Origin of the sequence: Streptomyces sp. MB09-02B (assembly GCF_033794485.1) — a bacterium.
Lineage (GTDB): Bacteria > Actinomycetota > Actinomycetes > Streptomycetales > Streptomycetaceae > Streptomyces.
In genome coordinates, this window is record NZ_JARGEE010000053.1 from 10755 (window position 1) to 31125 (window position 20371).

15 protein-coding genes are annotated in these 20371 nt (G+C 69.2%); 9 read left to right on the forward strand and 6 right to left on the reverse strand.

All coding sequences use genetic code 11. The features are described from left to right. Window positions 1–92: 92 nt before the first annotated feature. Both P1P70_RS10770 and P1P70_RS10775 read right to left on the reverse strand, forming a co-directional pair. Entirely contained in the window at window positions 93–365 is a 273-nt protein-coding gene (locus tag P1P70_RS10770; RefSeq protein ID WP_319236522.1) for a hypothetical protein, read from the reverse strand. Beyond that, on the reverse strand, window positions 366–7199 hold the full coding sequence (locus P1P70_RS10775) for a polymorphic toxin-type HINT domain-containing protein (RefSeq protein WP_319236523.1): 6834 nt from the start codon (window positions 7197–7199) through the stop codon (window positions 366–368). It lies immediately after the preceding gene. A gap of 386 nt (window positions 7200–7585) precedes the next feature. Between P1P70_RS10775 and P1P70_RS10780 the strand changes: the two genes are divergently transcribed. After that, window positions 7586–8650 (forward strand): Tat pathway signal sequence domain protein, encoded by a 1065-nt coding sequence (locus P1P70_RS10780; protein WP_319236524.1) that lies wholly within the window; start codon window positions 7586–7588, stop codon window positions 8648–8650. Window positions 8651–9200: 550 nt separating this feature from the next. Here P1P70_RS10780 and P1P70_RS10785 read toward each other — a convergent pair. The 3 genes from P1P70_RS10785 to P1P70_RS10795 are packed head-to-tail and all read right to left on the reverse strand — an operon-like array spanning window position 9201 to window position 10713. After that, window positions 9201–9989 carry an SDR family oxidoreductase gene (locus P1P70_RS10785; RefSeq protein WP_319236525.1) on the reverse strand — a complete coding sequence of 263 codons (789 nt, stop codon included), beginning with the start codon at window positions 9987–9989 and terminating at the stop codon, window positions 9201–9203. A gap of 56 nt (window positions 9990–10045) precedes the next feature. Then, window positions 10046–10438: a type II toxin-antitoxin system VapC family toxin gene (locus P1P70_RS10790; RefSeq protein WP_319236526.1), complete on the reverse strand. Its 393-nt coding sequence runs from the start codon at window positions 10436–10438 to the stop codon at window positions 10046–10048. Further along, window positions 10435–10713: a hypothetical protein gene (locus tag P1P70_RS10795; protein ID WP_319236527.1), complete on the reverse strand. Its 279-nt coding sequence runs from the start codon at window positions 10711–10713 to the stop codon at window positions 10435–10437. The genes P1P70_RS10790 and P1P70_RS10795 overlap by 4 nt, the downstream gene beginning before the upstream one ends. A 158-nt stretch (window positions 10714–10871) precedes the next feature. Between P1P70_RS10795 and P1P70_RS10800 the strand changes: the two genes are divergently transcribed. From P1P70_RS10800 to P1P70_RS10830, 7 genes are all read left to right on the forward strand, one after another. Continuing rightward, window positions 10872–11906 carry a LacI family DNA-binding transcriptional regulator gene (locus P1P70_RS10800; RefSeq protein ID WP_319236528.1) on the forward strand — a complete coding sequence of 345 codons (1035 nt, stop codon included), beginning with the start codon at window positions 10872–10874 and terminating at the stop codon, window positions 11904–11906. Continuing rightward, window positions 11903–13432, forward strand: a complete 1530-nt coding sequence (locus tag P1P70_RS10805) for a sugar ABC transporter ATP-binding protein (protein ID WP_319236529.1) — start codon at window positions 11903–11905, stop codon at window positions 13430–13432. Before P1P70_RS10800 ends, P1P70_RS10805 begins: the two co-directional genes overlap by 4 nt. Beyond that, window positions 13422–15383 carry a substrate-binding domain-containing protein gene (locus tag P1P70_RS10810; protein WP_319236531.1) on the forward strand — a complete coding sequence of 654 codons (1962 nt, stop codon included), beginning with the start codon at window positions 13422–13424 and terminating at the stop codon, window positions 15381–15383. The genes P1P70_RS10805 and P1P70_RS10810 overlap by 11 nt, the downstream gene beginning before the upstream one ends. A gap of 61 nt (window positions 15384–15444) precedes the next feature. Further along, a complete protein-coding gene (locus tag P1P70_RS10815) occupies window positions 15445–16350 on the forward strand; it encodes a ribokinase (protein WP_319236534.1) in 906 nt (301 codons plus the stop codon). After that, the gene (rbsD, locus tag P1P70_RS10820) at window positions 16347–16736 is read left to right on the forward strand and encodes a D-ribose pyranase (RefSeq protein ID WP_319236535.1); all 390 of its coding nucleotides are present in this window, start codon (window positions 16347–16349) and stop codon (window positions 16734–16736) included. Before P1P70_RS10815 ends, rbsD begins: the two co-directional genes overlap by 4 nt. Window positions 16737–17077: 341 nt before the next feature. After that, window positions 17078–17410, forward strand: coding sequence for a hypothetical protein (locus tag P1P70_RS10825; protein WP_319236536.1), 333 nt, complete (start codon window positions 17078–17080; stop codon window positions 17408–17410). Window positions 17411–17443: 33 nt separating this feature from the next. Then, window positions 17444–17755, forward strand: coding sequence for a pore-forming ESAT-6 family protein (locus tag P1P70_RS10830; RefSeq protein ID WP_005486398.1), 312 nt, complete (start codon window positions 17444–17446; stop codon window positions 17753–17755). A 53-nt stretch (window positions 17756–17808) separates the two neighbouring features. Here the strand turns inward: P1P70_RS10830 and P1P70_RS45740 are convergent, their stop codons facing one another. Next, entirely contained in the window at window positions 17809–18090 is a 282-nt protein-coding gene (locus P1P70_RS45740; protein ID WP_413471451.1) for a hypothetical protein, read from the reverse strand. 68 nt (window positions 18091–18158) lie between these two features. On the opposite strand from P1P70_RS45740, the gene eccD reads away from it, so the two are divergent. Continuing rightward, window positions 18159–19547, forward strand: coding sequence for a type VII secretion integral membrane protein EccD (eccD, locus tag P1P70_RS10840; protein WP_319236540.1), 1389 nt, complete (start codon window positions 18159–18161; stop codon window positions 19545–19547). Window positions 19548–20371: the final 824 nt, after the last annotated feature.

The window sequence follows — 20371 nt, forward strand, 5'->3', positions numbered from 1 at the left end:
GCGTTGCCGTCAAACGACCATGGGTGGGTCCCCCAGCCTCCGAGCCGGGGGACCCACCCATTCCTCTGCCAACGCGACTTGTTCGAATCTGGCTACTGCAGGAGCATCCGCATTCGCCGCGCGATATCAGCCGCCTTCAGTCGAACCTGGTCATCGTTCAGCAGGTCAGGCATACCGATACCAGCTGAGTCGTAGTCGTGCGCGACATAGAAGAGATCTGTTGCCGCCTCATACTGCTCGGCTGTCGGATACGGGCCGCCATACCCCTTGTACAGGGGAAGGCAGACAACGGAGAACTCTGAGGGAGAGATTCGCCCTTCGGAAACAGCCTCCGCAAGCACCAAGAAGGGTTCCAACGTCGCCATTTACAGCTTCCCTTGCATGGTCAGGTACCAGAACTGGTCTGAATTCACATCCGATTTCCAGGCTCCCAGCATCTCACCCGAATCAATGTCCACCGAGACGTGACGACCGGTGTTGAGATCCACATAGTGCCGGGCAGGGGTCCCGCGATACGTTCCCGCGATCTGAACGTTCCCTGGATCCTTAACGAAGCCTTCCAAGGCGTTCACGAATGCCTGCTTGCTCGCCTTGCTCTCCTTCGCAGTGATCCCGAAGTCGGCAGCATGTTTGAAATGATGAGGCACCCTGTTCGAATCGAGCCACACGGATCCGCACCCCGGACCGGAGTTATGAACCAGAACCGGCGTCTCGCCCGCCAGCACATAGTACGTGTGCAGGTCATCCACCGTGAGGTTGTACGTGGTGGCGTGCTGCGTGTACGAGCGGTTGTGGGTGACGATGACGGTGTCGCGGTCATCGGTGAGGAGGGTCATGCCGGGCTTGAGGTCCTGGGCGTCGACCCAGTGCTTCTGTGAGGGCGACCAGAACGGGTGCTCGTGGGTCGCCGTGATCTTTTCGATGCCCTCGTCCGTGGCGATCGACAGCTCGTTGAAGTGCTTGTCGTCCTCCGTGACGATGAGGCGCGTCACTTCCCGCGGTGCTGTTTCGCCCGTATCCGGGTCGGTCGCAAGAACTTCGTCGCCGACTTCGACGTCCTCGATGTTCTTCGTGGAGCCGTCGGCCATGAGCACATCGGTCCCCGCCAGGAAGCACCTTGTGCAGTCGACCACGTCGTCAAGCTTCTTCAGCTTCAAGAGCTTCGCGGCCTTGAACCAAGGCAGGTCCGCGAGGGTCCACGCGCAGTGGGAATTGAAGCCGATGTCCTTGGCGCACGCCTCCCATTCCCCAGTGTCCGGAAGCAGGAGGGACTTGCCCACGTCAAGGGTCATGGCCCAGGCCGACGGGCTCTTCGTGGTGCTCGTCGATCCGATGCTCTCGGGCGCCGGCGGCGCGACCGTGCGGCTGGAGTGGCTGGTACCACTGCCGAACGTGTAGCTGATGGTGCTGTAGGTGGTGACACCGGTGTTGAGGCTGGTCACCGCCCGCTCATAGTTCCAGGTCCACTCGCCGTTGGTCTGGGTCCACGTCTCCGTTCCTCCATTGCAGGAGGAACTGGCGCCGCCGCAAGCGCCGTCGGGACGCAGTCCCGTCGGGTCGCTGAAGGCAACGGGGTTGTTGACCGAGTAGGAGTAAGAGCTGAGGTTCTGTGGTGCGTAGGGCGTGACCAGCGGGTCCGGGCTGAGGAATCGGCCAAGCTGAGGGTCGTACATGCGGGCGCCGAGGATGGACAGGCCGGTGGCGTCGTCCTCGGGTTTGCCGAGGAAGCCGCGGTCGGTGGCAGCCGGTAGATCGGTGTCGCCGTTCTGGTCGCCGAAGGGAAGGTAGCGGCGGCGCTCGGCTGTTCCCGCAGAAGTGTCGATGGTCAGCTGGGTCGATGCCTGGTTGTCGGACAGGAGCCAGGTCAGCTTGCTGGTGGTGCTCGTCGCGGTGCGGGTGGCCACGGTTGCGGTGCCCGCGCCGTAGTAACGGGTGGCTTTCGGGTCGGCTCCGGGCGTTTTGTGGATCTCCTGGCCTGCGAGGTAGAGCACGGTTTCGGTGGCCGACTTGCGCAGTAGGACTGTGCCTGCTGCGTCGTAGACGTAGCTGGCGGTCACGGCTCCGCTTGTGGCGGATATCTGGTGGCGTTCGTTCCAGACGAAGTTGGTCGTGGCTCCTGCGACGGTCCGGCTCTTCATCCGGCCGGCGTCGTCGTAGGTGTAGCTGTCCGTGCCGGCCGGTGTCTTGACCGTGGTGACGGCGTGCGGGCGCGGAGCGCCAGGGGTGTAGGTGGACTGGTCGGCGGAGTAGCCGGGGTAGGCGTAGTCGCGGACGCTGCTGCCGGTGGCCGTGGTGCTGGTGACCTTCTGCAGGTTGCCGATGCCGTCGTAGGAGTAGTCGAGCTGGTAGGGGTTCTTACCAGTCGTGAGGTCGGGGGTGAAGGGGCCGGCGCAGCCGCCGGTCGCGGCCGTGGTCCAGGCGCGTGAAAGCCGGTTGAGCTCGTCGAAGGTGGAGCACTGGTGCTGGCCCGTGATCCGGTCGGCCAGGTCGGTGACTTGGCCGGCGTTGTCGCGGAGGTAGTCGTCGTTTTGGACGGTTCCCTTGGTGCTGGTGGTCGTGGTGATGTTCTTGAGCCAGCCGGTGCCGTTGGCGTCGTCGTAGGTGTAGACGCGGCGGGCTGTGGTTCCTGTGGTGGCGGTGGTGCCATACGTGCGGTCGGTCAGGCGGCCCAGGCTGTCGAAGCCGGTGGAGTCGACGTAGACGGTGTTGTTCAGGCTGCTGGTGAGCTTTTCGGGGTTGCCGAAGGCGTCGTACTGGGTGGTGACCGTCTCTGTCGGCAGACCTCCGGCGGCGGGGTAGGTCACGCTGGTCTGCTGACCGGCGGCGTTGTAGGTGAAGCCTGTTGTGTACGTGCCCTGCAGGCCAGAGCCGTCGGCGGGAACGGTGGTCTGCGTCTCCTGCACGTTGCCGTCGACGTCGTAGGAGTTGACGGCGGTGGTGTAGGCGTGGCTGCCCGCATAGGACGTGGCGGTGGCCGGCTCCCCGAGGCCGCCCGGGGCGGTGTCATAGGTCGTGCGGGTCAGGACCGTCGACCCGTTCTGCACGGTGAGCGGGCGGTTGAGGTTGTCGTAGGTGTGGGTCAGGACGGTGCCGTTGCCGTCCTTGGACGTCGCTATGTTGCCGTTGGCGTCGTAGGTGATGGCGGCGATGCCGTTGGGGTCGGAGTCGGGATCCTTGCCGCCGTTGCGCTCGCCGAGCCAGTTGTAGGTGTAGGTGGTGACGTTGCCCTTGGAGTCCGTGATCTTCGACAGCTTCCCGCTGCGGGTGTACTCGTAGGTGGTTGAGTACGTCGACGGGCCGAACTCCACGACTCGGCTGACCTGCCCGAAGACGTCGGTGTAGGTGTTGGTGCGCTCACCGACGGCGGGCATGGTGGTGGTGTAGTCACCGTGGTAGTTGGTGATCGTCTGGCCCTGCGCTTGGGGCTGGCCCTTCACAGTGATCCGCGACTCGGTGGTGCGGCCGGCGAAGTCGATCAGCAGGTCCGTGTAGGAGGGAAGGGTGTCCACGGTCGGCAGGACCATGCCGGAGCCGGCAGCGGCGGAGTTGTAGAAGGGTGCGCTGGTTCCGGTGACGTTGCCCGAGGTGTCGTAACGGGTGGAGACGACCGTGCGTCCCGTCCCGGTGGGTGCCGGGACCTGCGTTTCCCGGGTGCGTCCCAAGCCGTCGAGGTAGGTGTAGGCGGTCTGTGTCCTGCCACTGGAATCGACGAGTGTCTTGGTGGTGACCTTCGGCGGAACCGTGGAGACCAGGTCGGGCACGCCTTCGCTGTTGTCAGCTGTGGTGAGGGTGTACTCGAACGCCATCGACGGTGTGCCGTCGGGGTAGGCGGCGGTCCTGGAGGGCTGGAAGACCTGCGCGGTACGGCCGACGGAGTCGTGGACGATGCGGATGGTCCTGTTGTTGGGATCTTGGATCCGGTAGGGGGTACCCCACAGGCGGGAGTACCAGGTGGTGGTGGACTGTGGTGTGCCCGGTCCCGAGCCGTCGGGGTCGGGTGAGGTGACCTTGACGCCGTTGATGGGCCAGGACGTCGTCGGCTGGTAGGTCGTGGTGGTGGTGTTCTGCTTGCCGTCGGTGGCGGTGAGCTGCCGGCCGGCCTGGTCGAAGGAGGCCTTGGCTTCGCGGTAGTTGGTGGCGTTGGTGTACTTGCGCACCGACGTCGGATTGCCGTCGCCGGGCTTGTTGGTGTCCACCGAGGTCGCGCCGTCGTAGAGGGTGACTGTGTAGGCGTCCTGGTTGGAGGAGGCTCGGGCGGCGCAGTCGGCGGCGTAGTGCCGGGTCTCGTCGGGCAGCACTGTCCAGCGCTGCACGGGCGAGTTGGGGAAGTAGTCGGTGTTGTAGGCGCGGCCGTAGGTGGTGCAACGGTTGTCGTCGGTGTCGGACAGGCCCCAGTCGTTGGTGCGCAGCGGCAGGCCGTATTTGGTGCTGGCGGGCTCTGCGGTGTCGTACTCGTCCTTGACGACGTGCTCGCGCCATCCCGTGGAGGTCAACTCCTGGGTGGTGGTCTTGGATTCGCGTACGAAGCGGGCGTCGGGCAGGCCGTCGTACTGGGCGGTGTTGTAGGTCCAGTACTCGTGCCAGATGCGCTTGTGGGACTGGCCCGAGCCGTCTCGGTTACTGGTTTCCAGCACCTGGCCGTTGAGCCAGGCGTGGTCGGTGACCGGCGGGCGGCTGCTGTCGCCGTCGTCGACGGTCACGGAGCGGGTGGCGGTCGGGTCGGTCTTGGAGGTGCGGTCGCCGTCCATGCCGCGGTAGAGCCAGTGGTAGGTGGAGGCGGCGTTGGACTTGGTGCCGGTGTGGACCTCGACCTGCTGGTAACCGCGCCACTCCGTCCAGGACTCGTCCTCGTCCTTGGTGAGCGGGTCGTTGGGGAACGCCCAGGCCGGCTTGCCCACGTAGTCGTAGGTGGTGGTCATCACCGGGTCGCCGTCGTTGCCCGCGCCCGAACCCGGTCCCGGATCGACGCTGACCTTGGCGACGACGTACTTCTTGAACCAGCCGGAGCGTTCCTCCGTGGCGCCCTCGGGCACCCACTTCTGCTTGAAGCAGGCCTGGGTGTTGTTCGATTCGCTGGGCGGGTTGCCGATGTCGCAGGCGTCCTGATCGTCGTAGTTGCGGTAGGTGACGTTGACGAACGAGCCGAGATCGCCGTGGATCTGGGTGACACGGCGGAAGTTGAGGACACCGCCGCCGAGCTGGTTGTCCCGCCACTCACCGTTGATGTTGATGGTGGGCAGGGTGATGTCGTCGCCGTCGCCGTAGCCCTTGCGCTGCACGTAGTCCAGCCACAGGGTGTTGTCGACGGTACCCTCCGGGTTGGGCAGTCCGTACTTCATCTGGTACTGCATCGCCGGGTCCCACGGCGAGGCGTCGTTGTCCCGCACGAAGGTCTTGATGTCCCACAGCATCTTCGTGGCGAAGAAGGTGGGCGAGTACGTCTCACCCGTGATGGTGCGGCAGCCGTTGTCGGCGGCCGTGCCGTCGCACATCAGGTCCGTGGGTACATCCGGATAGGAATCCGGATTGGTGGAGATGGCGGGGCAGTCGGCGGGCTCACTGGCCAGTGGATCCTTATCCGCCATGCGCTCCACGCAGCGGCCCACGTAACGCAGGTCCACCTTGGCCGGCAATTGCGCGCCGGAAATCTGCGAGGCCCACCCGTACTCGATGCGCACCGGGTAGGCACCCGAGTCGTAGACGCGGGCCTGGTCGCCGAGCAGCACCGAGCGGTAGTGGTTCTCCTCCTTGTCGTAGAAGTAAGCCGTCTCCACCTCACTGGCGTCGACGACACGGTCGAGCTGCCAGCGGTAGGCCTGCTTGCTGACCCCGGTGCCGCCGTTGTAACCGGGCTCGCCCGGGTCGTTGCCGAAGACCGGCACGGTCAACACGGAGTCGGTGGCGGCGTTGGTGCGCTCGGAGCGGCCCCAGCCGAAGTAGTAGCGCTTGCCGTCCTGGGTGGAGACGACCCAGAACTCGTCGTCGGAGCCGTGGCCGCCGGTCAGGTGCTGCACCCGCCAGCCCGGGTCGTCCTTGACATGGTAGGAGCCGGTGCCGTTGCCGTCCTGCACAAGGATCGAGCTGACGCCGTTGAAGCTGATGACGTACATCGCCCCGTCGGGCTCGTTCTCCGAGTTCGGCGAGTCCCAGCACAGGTCACCGACCCAGCCACTGCCGGTGCCGTCGTTCTGGCATCCGCGATAGCGCCGCTCGATAAAGCCTGTACCGCTCAGCTCCCAGCCCAGGCCGGCCCAGTTGGCCTGGTTGTTCTGGGCAGAGGTCATGCTGTCGACGGACTGGGAGTTGTACGACAGGGAAAGCGTGGGCGCGCTGCCCGTGGGCGGCGCGGGGATCTGGACGGGCAGGTTGTAAGTGAAGGCACCGGACCCGGTGGACACGTTCCAAGACCCGGACGGCTTCAGCGAGGAAGCACGGTAGTCACCGGCCTCGGAGGACGAGCCGGAGGTCAGGGCGTACACGGTCGCCGAGGAGGCGGTGGTCGCCAGGGTCGACCGGGACAGGCCCGAGCCCGCGGTGTCGAGAGGGGAACGCTCGGCCGTCGGGTCGCCGTCGGCCTGCACCGTCGCGGTGATCACGCCCTTGGCCGCGTCGTTGGAGACGGGCACCGACTCGGTCTTGCCGGGCGAGCAGCCCTTCGCCTTCGGGGTGGTCAGCGCGCACGCGGGCAGGGACACCAGCCGCAGCCGGGAGGCGAAGTTGCCGCCATAGGCGTACTTGAAACCGGAGTAGTCGAACGTGACCTGCACCGGCCCGGCGGTGGCCGTGCCGTCCCGCCGGGTGACCTCCACGCCGAGCCCGATACCGCCCACCGGCGACAACCGCTCGTGGTCCAGCACCTTCACGTCCACCTTGGCGGGGACGGACGTCTTCGAGGACTGGGCGCGGAACTTCGCGGTCGCCGGAGCCGGGCCCACGGAGACCGCCGCCTTACCCGTGCCGTCTGGGGCGACCGGGACGTTCTTGCCCGTCTTCAGCCCTGCCAACGACACCCGTCCCTGGGCCGCCTTGGGCCAGATGGTGCGGGCCGGCTTGGTCGGGGTGGCTTCCGGGCGGTCGCGCGGCACGGCTCCGGCGGCCTGGGCCGGGACGTTCACCGGCTCCTTGCGGGAGGCCTTCGAGGCCTCGGCGGCGGAGGCCGCGCTCTCCACCGTCGGCGCCACGAGAAGCGATGCGGTCAAAGCCGCGACCACGCCCCACGAACCCCGCATGCCACGTCTGCGCGTCAGTCGCACGGACCATCCCCCAGCCAACCGGGCCGGGACGCCCCCGGCACGTCAACGAACAGAACCTGCCGCCAGGGCGAACGCAGCGTTCACTCAGGCGGTGTCATCAGGTCATCGATGGACGCTAAATGGTCACTCATCAACCGAGGTAGCCCCACATAATCGGATGATCTGCACGAACCCCTGTTTCACAGCCTCTTTACGGTTGTGACCTGCATCACGATAGTGAACGAAATCGTGATTCGGCTCCTGACCTGCGGATACGGGTCTGGTGCAGCCGACGGGCGGGATGGTTGAATCCAGCCGCTGTTTGCACACGACGAGGGGGAGGCTTCCAGCGAATGAACGTCGACAGGGGCAGACCGAACCGACGCCAGCTACTCAAGCGCGCCGCGGGCCTCACCGGCGCGACCCTGCTGGGTTCCGCCGTCCTCTCGAGCGCCGGCACCGCCGCGGCGGCCGTGGCCACGTCCAAGCGCTTCGACCTGACCGACGACTCCGACGAGTGGTTCCGCGAGATCCTGCTGCAGGAGACCCGCATCCTGCAGTCCTTCTCCTTCGACAACACCAACAAGCACCTGTACACGGCGCAGTTGGTGGATGCCGGACGCCAACTTCCGGGCGAGGCCCGGGCGTACACGGGCACCGAACGCGGCACCAACGGTGACCTGTGCGTCACCCGGCTCGACTGGCAGGGTTACATCATCGGCCGCATGTACCTGAAGGGCTTCGGCCACGGGGTCTCCATCGCCGCCGAACCCTCCGGCAACAGCGCCTACCTGTGGACGGAGACCGACTCCGTGCCCGACAGCCAGAACGTCGGCTACGGCACGAAGATCGCCCGCTTCAAGTTCGCCAACGGAGCCGTGCTCACACCGGACTCCCACCATGTGACCAAGTACGACCCGGTACCGGGCTCCGACCACAACACCATCGCCGTCGACCCCGTCAACAGCCGACTGGCGGTCCGTCACCGCATCAGCGGAACCTGGAAGATCAGCCTCTACGACCTGGCGGCCTTCCGGGCCGGCACGTTCACCACGCTGGCTTCCATCACCCAGCCGTCCGTCCTGACCGGCCCCACCTTCCAGGGCTACACGACGCTCGGCCAGTACCTGTACACGATCGACGGGACCGCGTACACCTACGACTCGGCCGACAACCGGACCAGTGAGAGCAACACGTACGTCACCTCGATCGACTGGAACACCGGGGCCGTGGTCCAACGCAGCCTCAGCAAAGCGGGCGAGAGCCTGTACTACCGGGAGCCGGAAGGACTGGCCATCCAGATCCCCGACACCTCCAACCCCGCCGCCGCACGCCTGCACCTCGGCTTCGGCTCCCAGGAATCGAAGGCCCTGACGGACAAGAAGGCCAGCTTCTACTACAAGGACCTCCTGGTCTGACCGCCTTTCGGCCTACCTCTGCTGCGTGAAGTCCTGCTCGATGGGGAGGAGTTCGAGTGGGAGGGCGGCGTTCGGCGTTCATCAACTTTCGGGTTCTCAACCTCGAGCATGAGCACTGGCGGCGCGGCATCGAGGCGGCTGTCATCTACGCCCGTAAGCACATCGACCTGAAGGTGCATTCACGCTCCCCGTTCCCGGCCGTGACGACCAGGAGGCGGAAGCCGAAGGGTGGCCGACCGCGCTCGCCGGGTATCCACTGGGCAATGGATCGCAACGCCAGGGGGTTCTACGCCCGCGTGGACAGGGATGAGGACCGTGTCGAACAGCTGAAGAAACTGGGGCATGGTCTGGTCGCACTTCGATGTCACGTGGAGGAGGGCCTAGAAGGGCCCGCCCTGCTCACTGGGTCGACATCTGGCGCGACCCGGCAGGAGCCGCCGTGGTGAGGGCGGCCGATGACGGCAACGAGACTGTGCCGACCGTCGTCGTGGCGGGCCGGCCACACAGCGGCGCCCGCCCACGACGAGGGCGAGGAGCTTGGGTCGGCCGGTCACCCGACGAAGCCACCGTTGCTCTGCAGGAGCTGCCCATTGATCCACTGGCCCCGCGAGGAGCACAGGAACTCCACGAGATCAGCGGTGTCCTGCGGGCTGCCCAGACGCCCCAGCGGCGTCCGACGCAGTACGTGCTCCCGGATGTCGTCGGACATCCAACCCGTGTCCACCGGCCCCGGGTTGATCACGTTGGCGGTGATCCCGAGGTGGGAGAGTTCGTGGGCGGCTGCCAGGGTGATGCGGTCGAGCGCGCCCTTGCTCGCTCCGTAGGGCAGGTTGCCGACGGTGTGGTCGCTGGTGAGGCTGATGACGCGCCCGGTCCCTGGAGCCGCATGGAAGCGACGGCCGTACTCGCGGATCAGCAGCCAGGTGGCACGCGCGTTGACCGCGAAGTGACGGTCGAAGCTCTCCAACGTGGTGTCGAGCAGGCCGGAGTCGACCGACTCGCAGTGGCACATCACCAAGGCGGTGACGCCGCCGAGGCGACGCTCGACCTCATCGAAGACACGCTCCGCAGCCTCCGGATCGGCGAGGTCCGCCTCCACCGCCACACCGTCGGCGCCTCGTTCGCCCAAAGCCTTGGCGATGGTGTCCGCGGCACCGGTCTCGGCGCCCCAGGCCATGCGGGCGTCGTACGGCGTCCAGTAGGTGAAGGCGACGTTCCAGCCCGCCTCGGCAAGCCGGTGAGCGATGCCCGCGCCGATGCCGACGGACCGACCGACCCCGGTCACCAACGCGACCGGTCGGACGGCATCACATGGTGACTGTTCTCCAGTGGTCGTCACAGGCCCATCGTTCGGGCTGCGATGCGCGCACGGCAACTCAATTCGACTTCGCGGTGTCACACCTTGATCACGCGGACGCCAGGGCCGCACAGCAAGCGGAGGTCTTCGGGGTCCGAGGTCAGGACGGTGGCTGGGGCGGGTGAGACGAGTGCGGTGGCGGCGACGATGGCATCCAGGGCGTACTTGTGGCCATCGAGTCCGGCGGCGGCGAGCAGCCTGCTCGCGTGGCGGGCGATCGCTTCGGCGGGCGGGACGATGTTCACGCGGGAGGCCGCGTAGTCGAAGCGGGCCTGGTTGGTCCTGGGGTCGCGGGCTTCGACGAGGGTGACGGAGCTGGTGATGACCCGGATGTCCTCGGCCTCTGCCGCGGTGAGCCATTCGGTGAGTTCGGGTGTGCGGCGGACGAGTTTGGACAGACCTTCGCAGTCCAGTACGAGCGTGCCGCTCACGCGACGTCCGCCGAGCCGGCCGCGTCACCGCGCAGGAGCGCCCTCTTGGCCTCGACCGCCGCCTGGTCCACGGGCCCGTGCTCGGCCTCCGCGTCTTCGATGAGTTCGCGCAGTCGCTCCCGTTCGAGTTGGCGTTGGATGAGGGCTTCGACGTAGGCGGACATGCCTCGCTTGCCCGTGCGCGCCTTGAGAGCGGCGATCGTGCCTTCGTGAAGGGAGACGGAGACCGGACGGACCGGGCCCTCTCCGGGGGCGGGATCGGGAGTGGCAGCCATGGAGCCACATTAACAAAAGTCTTGTTATTGAGGGGGCATCCGATGGCCCGGTCACGATTGGATTTCGGCCATGGCCGGACCCTTGCCCAAGCCCCGTGTAATCGATTCCAATCCTCCGTGACGTCGATGTAATCGATTCCACGAGGAGGTGGTCGGCGGTGGCGAGTATCAAGGACGTCGCGGCCGAGGCGGGGGTGTCCGTCGCCACGGTGTCGCGGGTGCTCAATGACCATCCGTCGGTCAGTGAGGACGCGCGGGCGCGGGTCATGGCCGCCGTCGAGACGCTGGGGTACCGGCCGAACGCCGTCGCGCGGTCGTTGCGCACGGACCAGACCCACACCCTCGGGCTGGTCATCAGCGATGTCATGAATCCGTACTTCACCGAGCTGGCGCGGTCGGTCGAGGAGGAGGCGCGGGCGCTCGGGTACAGCGTGATCATCGGGAACGCCGACGAGCGGCCCGAGCTGCAGGATCATCATGTGCGGAACCTGCTCGACCGGAGGATCGACGGGCTGCTCGTGTCCCCCACCGACGGTGGGTCGCCCCTGATGCTGGACGCCGTGCGGGCCGGGACACCGATGGTGTTCGTGGACCGGTGGATTCCGGGTGTGGACGTGCCCGTGGTGCGGGCGGACGGGCGGGATGCCGTGCGGGATCTCGTCGCCCATCTGTACGGGCTCGGGCACCGGCGGCTCGCGATCATCGCCGGGCCGGCCGCCACCACGACCGGCCGGGAGCGGGTCGAGGTCTTTCGGGAGGCCTTGGGCGAGCACGGGTTGGCGTTGCCCGACGCGTACATCGGGCAGGGCGACTTCCAGGCCGAGAGCGGGCGGCGGGTGACGGAGGGGTTCCTCGATCTGGCCGAGCCGCCCGAGGTCGTCTTCGCCGCCGACAACCTGATGGCGCTCGGCGCGCTGGACGCCGTCCGCGCGCGCGGGATGCGGGTTCCGGAGGACGTCGGGCTGGCCGCCTTCGACGACATCCCCTGGTTCGTGCACACCGATCCGCCGATCACGGCGGTGGCCCAGCCGACGGCTGAGCTGGGGCGAGCCGCCGTGCGCGCCCTGGTCGACCGTATCGAGGGGCGGCCCCCGCAGTCCGTCACCCTCCCCGCCCGTCTCGTCGTACGCCTCTCGTGCGGCGAGTCCACTCCCCCAGAACCGTCCCCCGTGACGAACAGGAGCACGTCGTGAGCGACCCTGACGAGTTGCTGCGCATCGAAGGCATACGCAAGAGCTTCCCCGGTGTGGTCGCGCTGGACGGCGTCGACTTCGAGCTGCGCCGGGGCGAGGTGCATGTCCTGCTCGGTGAGAACGGCGCGGGCAAGAGCACGCTCATCAAGATGCTCTCCGGTGCCTACACGCCCGACGCGGGGCGGATCCTGGCCGGTGGCGAGGAGGTGCGCATCCAGGGTGCGCAGGACTCCGAGCGGCTCGGGATCGCCACCATCTACCAGGAGTTCAACCTCGTTCCTGATCTCAGCGTCGCCGAGAACATCTTTCTGGGGCGGCAGCCGCGTCGCTTCGGGATGATCGACCGGAAGCGGATGGAGGCCGAGGCCGCCGAGCTGCTGGAGCGGGTGGGGGTCGACGTCTCGCCACGCGCGCGCGTGCGTGAACTCGGGATCGCCCGGCTGCAGATGGTCGAGATCGCCAAGGCGTTGAGCCTCGACGCGCGTGTGCTGATCATGGACGAGCCGACCGCCGTGCTGACCACCGGGGAGGTCGAGAAGCTCTTCTCGATCGTGCGGCGGCTGCGCGAGGACGGGGTCGGGATCGTCTTCATCACCCATCACCTGGAGGAGATCGCCGCCCTGGGGGATCGCGTGACGGTCATCCGGGACGGGAAGAGCGTCGGGCAGGTGCCCGCCACCACCCCGCAGGACGAACTCGTACGCCTGATGGTCGGGCGGTCCATCGAGCAGCAGTACCCGAGGGAACGGGCGGACTCGGGCGAGGCGCTGCTCGTCGTCGAGGGGCTCACGCGGGACGGCGTCTTCCACGACGTCAGCTTCGAGGTGCGGGCCGGTGAGGTCGTCGGGATCGCGGGCCTCGTCGGAGCCGGACGTACGGAGGTCGTGCGGGCCGTGTTCGGCGCCGATCCGTACGACGAGGGGGCCGTGCGGGTCGGCGGCTCCGCGGTGCCCAAGGACGACGTGGGCGCCGCCATGGCCGCCGGGATCGGGCTGGTGCCGGAGGACCGCAAGGGCCAGGGGCTGGTGCTGGATGCGTCCGTGGAGGAGAACCTCGGCCTGGTGACCCTGCGGGGCGCGACCCGGGGCGGGTTCGTCGACCTCAAGGGGCAGCGGGCGAACGCGGCCAGGGTGGCCGAGCGGCTCGGGGTCCGGATGGCCGGGCTGCACCAGCACGTGCGCACCCTCTCGGGCGGCAACCAGCAGAAGGTCGTCATCGGCAAATGGCTGCTGGCGGACACCAGGGTGCTGATCCTCGACGAGCCGACGCGCGGCATCGACGTCGGCGCGAAGGTCGAGATCTACGAACTGATCAACGAGCTGACGGCCGCCGGTGCCGCCGTGCTGATGATCTCCAGTGACCTGCCCGAGGTGCTCGGTATGAGCGACCGGGTGCTGGTCATGGCCCAGGGGCGGATCGCGGGTGAACTGCCCGCCGCCGAGGCCACCCAGGACGCGGTGATGGCGCTCGCCGTCTCCCACCCCACCATCCTTGCGACGGAAACGGAGGCCCCCGATGGCCGCTGACACGATCAAGAGCACGCAGGGCGCGCGTGGCGCCTCGGGACCGTCGGGGCTGCGCCGGCTCCTGCTCGACAACGGCGCGCTGACCGCGCTGATCGTCCTCGTCGTCGCGATGTCGGTGTTGTCCGGCGACTTCCTGACGGCCGACAACCTGCTCAACATCGGTGTCCAGGCCGCCGTCACCGCGATCCTCGCGTTCGGTGTGACCTTCGTGATCGTCTCGGCGGGCATCGACCTGTCGGTCGGTTCGGTGGCGGCGCTGTCGGCCACCGTCCTGGCCTGGAGCGCCACGTCGGAGGGCGTGCCGGTCCCGATAGCCGTGCTCCTCGCCGTCGTCACCGGCATCGCGTGCGGTCTCGTCAACGGCTTCCTCATCTCGTACGGGAAGCTGCCGCCGTTCATCGCCACGCTCGCCATGCTGTCGGTGGGGCGCGGTCTGTCGCTGGTGATCTCGCAGGGCAGCCCGATCGCGTTCCCGGAGTCGGTCTCGCACCTCGGGGACAACCTGGGCGGCTGGCTGCCGGTGCCGGTCCTGGTGATGCTGGTGCTCGGTGGCGTGACGGCCGTGATCCTCGGGCGGACGTACATCGGGCGTGCCATGTACGCGATCGGCGGCAACGAGGAGGCGGCCCGGCTGTCCGGGCTGCGGGTGAAGCGGCAGAAGCTCGTCATCTACGCGCTGTCCGGACTGTTCGCCGCCGCCGCGGGCATCGTGCTCGCCTCCCGGCTCTCCTCCGCGCAGCCGCAGGCCGCGCAGGGCTACGAGCTGGACGCCATCGCGGCGGTCGTCATCGGCGGCGCCTCGCTGGCCGGCGGCACGGGCAAGGCATCGGGGACGCTGATCGGCGCGCTGATCCTGGCGGTGCTCAGGAACGGCCTCAACCTGCTGTCCGTGTCGGCGTTCTGGCAGCAGGTCGTCATCGGTGTCGTCATCGCGCTGGCCGTGCTGCTGGACACCGTGCGCCGCAAGGCGGGGGCGACCCCGGTGGCGGCCGGTGCCGGTGGCTCCCGGGACCGGAAGAAGCAGGCGCTGACGTACGTGCTGGCCGCGGTGGTCGCGGCGGCGGTCGTGGGCGCGACCTCGTTCCTGCACAGCGGGTCGTCGGCGGCGAAGAGCGAGAAGATCGGGCTGTCGCTGTCGACGCTCAACAACCCCTTCTTCGTGCAGATCCGGGTGGGCGCCCAGGACGAGGCGAAGAAGCTGGGCGTGGACCTGTCGGTCACGGACGCGCAGAACGACGCCTCGCAGCAGGCCAACCAGTTGCAGAACTTCACCAGCGAGGGCCTCGGCACGATCATCGTCAACCCGGTGGACTCCGACGCGGTGACCCCGGCGGCGAAGGCCGTCAACAAGGCGGACATCCCGCTGGTGGCCGTCGACCGCGCGGTGAACGGCGCGAACACGGCCGCGCTCGTCGCCTCCGACAACGTCAGCGGCGGCAGGCTGGCCGCCAAGTCGCTCGCCGAGAAGCTGGGCGGCAAGGGCGAGATCGTCATCCTCCAGGGCCAGGCGGGCACCTCCGCCAGCCGGGAGCGCGGCGCCGGCTTCGCCGAGGGGCTGAAGGCCTACCCGGGCATCAAGGTCCTCGCCGAGCAGCCCGCCGACTGGGACCGCACCAAGGGTCTCGACGTGATGACGAACCTGCTGCAGGCCAACCCCGACGTCGACGGTGTCTTCGCCGAGAACGACGAGATGGCGCTCGGCGCGATCAAGGCGCTCGGCTCCAAGGCCGGAAAGTCCGTCCAGGTCATCGGCTTCGACGGGACGGCGGACGGGCTCAAGGCCGTCGAGGCGGGCACGCTGTACGCGTCGGTGGCGCAGCAGCCCGCCGAACTCGGCAGGATCGCGGTGCGCAACGCGGTCGAGGCCGCCAAGGGCGAGAAGGTCGAGAAGTCGGTGATGGTGCCGGTGAAGGTGGTCACGTCCGAGAACGTGGCCGAGTTCAGCGGCTGACGACGAAGGCCGGGTCGAGCGGCTGACGGACGCGACCGCTCAAGGACGAAGGGGACCACTCATGTACGACTACGACCTTCTGGTCGTGGGATCGGCCAACGCCGATCTGGTGATCGGTGTCGAGCGGCGGCCGGGGGCCGGGGAGACCGTGCTCGGCTCCGACCTGGCCGTGCACCCGGGCGGCAAGGGCGCCAACCAGGCGGTGGCGGCGGCCCGGCTCGGGGCGCGTACGGCGCTGCTGGCCCGGGTCGGCGACGACGGCAACGGACGTCTGCTGCTGGACTCGCAGCGGGCGGCCGGGGTCGACACGGCCGGGGTGCTGGTCGGCGGGGCGCCCACCGGGGTCGCGTTGATCACGGTGGACCCGTCGGGCGACAACAGCATCGTGGTGTCGCCGGGCGCCAACGGGAAGCTGACCCCCGAGGACGTGCGGGCGGCGGAGGGCCTGCTGCGTGCGTCCCGGGTCGTCTCCGCGCAGTTGGAGATCCCGTTGGAGACGGTGGTGGAGGTCGTACGGCGGCTGCCGGAGGGGACGCGTTTCGTGCTGAACCCGTCGCCGCCGCGGGAGTTGCCCGCCGAGGTGCTGGCCGCGTGTGATCCGCTGATCGTCAACGAACACGAGGCGCGGGTCATCGTCGGGGGCGAGCTCGCGGGTTCGCCTTCGCCGGAGGACTGGGCGCGGGCGCTGCTGGCGCTCGGGCCGCGTTCGGTGGTCGTGACGCTGGGCGCGGAGGGGGCGTTGGTCGCGACCCCCGAGGGCAGTGCGCGGGTGGCCGCCGTGAAGGTGGACGCCGTGGACACCACGGGGGCCGGGGACGCGTTCACGGCGGCGCTGGCGTGGAAGCTGGGAGCGGGGTCGGAGCCGGCCGAGGCCGCCGCGTACGCGGCCCGGGTGGGGGCCGCCGCCGTCACCAGGGCGGGGGCGCAGGTGTCGTTCCCGACCGCCGAGGAGGTCGCGGCGCTGTGAAGCGGGCCGGGATACTCAACCGTCATCTGGCGGGCGCCGTCGCCGAGTTGGGGCACGGGCACGGGGTGCTGGTGTGCGACGCGGGGATGCCGGTGCCCGAGGGGCCACGCGTGGTCGACCTGGCCTTCCGGGCGGGGGTGCCGTCCTTCGCGGAGGTGCTGGACGGGCTGCTCGACGAGCTCGTGGTCGAGGGGGCGACGGCCGCGTACGAGGTGCGTGAGGCGAATCTGGAGGCGACGGCGCTGCTGGAGGGCCGTTTCCCCGAGCTGGAGCTGGTCTCCCACGAGAAGTTGAAGGAGCTGTCGGCGGGCGCGCGGCTGGTCGTACGGACCGGGGAGGCACGGCCGTACGCGAATGTGCTGCTGCGGTGCGGGGTGTTCTTCTAGCTGCCCGGTCCCCGGCGAGCACGAGCTGCCCGGCCCCGGCGAGCACGCCGGAATGTTTCGAGGGGCCCGGTCCAGTGGACCGGGCCCCTCGGCTTTCCCCTCCGTACCAGAACCCCCGCGATCCCCCCAGATCCCCCTCCGAGAAGCCCTGATGCCAAGTACGACCGGCGAGGTGGGGGGAGGGTTGTGCGGCGGCTCAAGAATGTTGTGCGGCACCACGAGGGTGTTCGTATTGTGTTCCGATGGTGTCACCGGCCCGCCAAGCGCGTTGCGGGTGCAACTCGTTGTGCGAGAGCATGTTCGAGACGTAGGTGACCCAGACACACGGGGGTGGACACGACGTGAAGTTCGACATGGGGGCGACGACCCTGGCGGAGCTCGGAAAGAGCACGCTCGGTTCGAGCGACGACCTCGGGACGCTGATCCAGTTGCTGATCAGCGCGGCGGAGCCGCTGGAGGGCAAGTTCAACGGCGCGGGCAAGGCGGCGTTCGACTCGTTCAAGAACCGCGCGGACGAGATCACCGCCGACCTGAACGGCTCGCTCGCCGCGATCCTGGGCGGTCAGTCCGGCATGGACAACGCCTTCGGCACCGGTGACGTGGAGTCCCAGGACAACGCCAACCAGAACATGGGCCTGGCCAACTTCGACGCGGCCCGCTTCGGCGCCCGATAAGCAGCGACGAGCAGGAACGAGGGGGAAGTACTCATGGCTCAGAACCAGGACCGCCGTTCGTACGACACCGGGGCCTCCGGCGAGGTGCAGACCGCGCTCGGCACGATCGTGGGGCAGTTGGAGCGGGTGCTCGGCGACCGCGACGCCGCCGTCAAGGCCGCGATGACCGAGTTCCAGGCGGACGGTGTCTCGGACGACTACCACGGCAAGGAAGAGCGCTGGAAGAAGGCGGCGGGTGAGGTCCGCGAGATCATCCGCCTGGTGCGCACCACACTCGAACAGAACGACGGCACGGCCCAGTCGACGCTGGCGAAGGCCCGCGCGGCGGTCGACCAGATCGGCTGACGGGCCGGCTCTGAGAGAGGTGAACGGGGTTCCGTAGCCGTGGCAGCGCAGGATTACGACAGCCAGTTGCTGGAGTCGGTGTCGGTGCGGCGTCGACGGCTGCGGGACGCCCTGCTGTTCGGGGCGCAGCGGCAGCGGCGCTCCGTGGACGAACGGATCGGGAAGGTCTTCGCCGGGATCGTCATCGCGGCGGTGCTGTGCGCGGGATGTGTGGGGTGGTCGTTCGTGTCGAACCGCATCATCGGCAAGAGTCCGTACGGGAGTTCGGTGCAGCCGTCGGTCACGCCGACCCCGTCGGTCTCCACCACCGGGTCCGGGTCCCCGGCGGCCTCCACGCCGGGTTCCTCACCGGTTTCCACAGCCCCGACCAGCGATTCTTCTCGGTGATAGGTTCGAAAACGTGATGGCTACGGGGACGTTGGGGCAGGCCACGGGTGGTGCGCGGACGGCGCTCAGCCGGGTCACGCTGGTCGGTGAGCGGCGCCGGGTGGACCTCGTGCTGCCGTCGCGGGAACCGGTCGGGCTGCTGCTGCCGGAGATCATGCGGCTGCTCGACGACCAGGTGGGCGAGCGGCCCGAGTTGCGGCATCTCGTCACGGCGGACGGATCCGCGCTGGCGCACGACAGCACCCTGGAGACGGCCGGGACGGCGGACGGCGCGGTGCTGCGCCTCGTCCGGGCCGAGGACGCGCCGTCGGCACCCGTCGTGCACGACGTCACGGACGAGGCTGCCGAGGATCTCGACGCCCGGGGTCTGCGCTGGGGGCCGGCCACGCGCCGGGTCACGGCCGGGCTCGCCACGGTCGGCTGGGCCGTGACCGCCGGAATGTTCGCACGGGCCGCGTACGAGCCCGGGGTCGTCGCGGGCGCGCTCCTCGGTGTCGCGCTCGTGGCGGCGCTCACGGGTGCGCTGCTGGGGCGGGCCGGGAAGCGAGGGCTGGCCTCGACGCTGATCGCGACGGCCGGTGCGCTGGGGCTGCTGGGCGCGTCGACGTGGGCGGAGGCGGAGCGGTGGTCCGGGATGCCGCAGGCCGCGGCCATGGCTGCGGCCGGGGTCGGCACGCTCGCGCTGCTCGGACTGTTCACGCCGCTCGGGCGGGGTGGGCTGGTCGGGGCGGGGGCGCTGGCCGGCGTCTCGGTGTGCTGGCTCGGAGTCTCCGTGGCGGTCTCGGGTGCGGTGTCGCCGTCGCTGCCGGAGCAGGCCGAGGTGGGGGCCGTGCTGGCCGTGGTCTGCGTGGTCGTGCTCGGGCTGCTGCCCAGGCTGGCGCTGATGGCGTCGGGGCTCTCCGGGCTCGACGACCGGCGTTCCGGGGGTGCGTCCGTGAGCCGTCTCCAGGTGTCGGCGGCGCTCACCGCGACGCACCGGGGGCTGGCGCTGGCGACGGTCACGATGGCCGTGTCGGCGACCGTGGCCGGGGTGTTCGCGCTGCGGGCGCCCACCAAGTGGACCGTGTTGCTGGCCGTCGTCACCATGGTCGTCCTCGCGTTGCGCGCGCGGGCGTTCCCGCTGGTCGCCGAGGTCGTGGTGCTGCTCGGTGCGGCGGCCGTGCTCGCCGTGCGGCTGGTGTCGGTGTGGCTGGAGCACTCCGGTGGCGCGGCCGGTCCGCTCGCCGTCCTCGCCGTGCTCGCCGCCCTGCCGCTGCTGGTGCTCGCCGTGCAACCCGCCGAGCATGTCCGCGTACGGCTCCGGCGGTTCGGCGACACCCTCGAATCGATCGGCGTGATCACCCTGTTCCCGCTGCTCATCGGAGTGTTCGGCGTGTACGGACGACTGCTCGACACGTTCGCTTAGGAGCTGGGGGCCGCACATGGCGCAGGCAGGGGACTGGCAGCGGGATGTGCTGCGCGAGCTGGGCCGGCAGGAAGCGGTCGGGGGGGCCGCCGAGGCGACCCCCGAGCCACCGCACCCACCGGTCCGCCGGGCCGAGCCGACGCTGAGGTTGGTGCGCTCGGCTCCGCCGGAGCGGCCGGAGCCGGAGGGCCAGCCGGAGGGGGTTGAGCCGGTGGGCCCGCCGGAGAGGGTTCAGCCGGAGGGCCCGTCGGAGGGGGTTCAGCCGGTGGGCAGGCCTGCGGGGGGCGAGCTGTCGGGGGGCGCGAGGAGGGCTGGGGACGGCCCGTTCGCACGGTCGGCGCCGGTCCACGGGACACCTGCCGAGCAGCCGCCGGGGCAGCCGATGGCTGGCGCGCAGCCGCCGGGGCAGGGAGTACCGGCCGTACACCTGCCGGTGCAGGCAGCACCGTTCGCGCAGCCGCCGGCTGAGCCGGTGCCTGGCGTGCAGCTTCCGGGGCATGCAGCGCCCTCCGCCCAGCCGCCTCGCGCCCAGCCGCCCGTGCAGGCAGCTCCCTTCGCGCAGCCCCCGGTCGAGCCGATGCCCGGTGTGCGGGCGGCCGGGTCGTACGTACCCGGTGGGGCTCCCCGCGCGGGGGTTCCCCAGGCCGCCACCGCACCGTCGGCCGGTGAGCCGGGGTGGGCCGGTGACACGGCTCAGCCCGGGGCGCCCGCGAGCGCCGCTCGATCCGGGGCGCCCGGTGATGGCGTCTCGGTCGAGGGCCGACAGGGCGGGGAGTCGGTTCGCTTCGGGTCCGGGCCGGACGGGGGTGGGCAGGCCGGTGGTG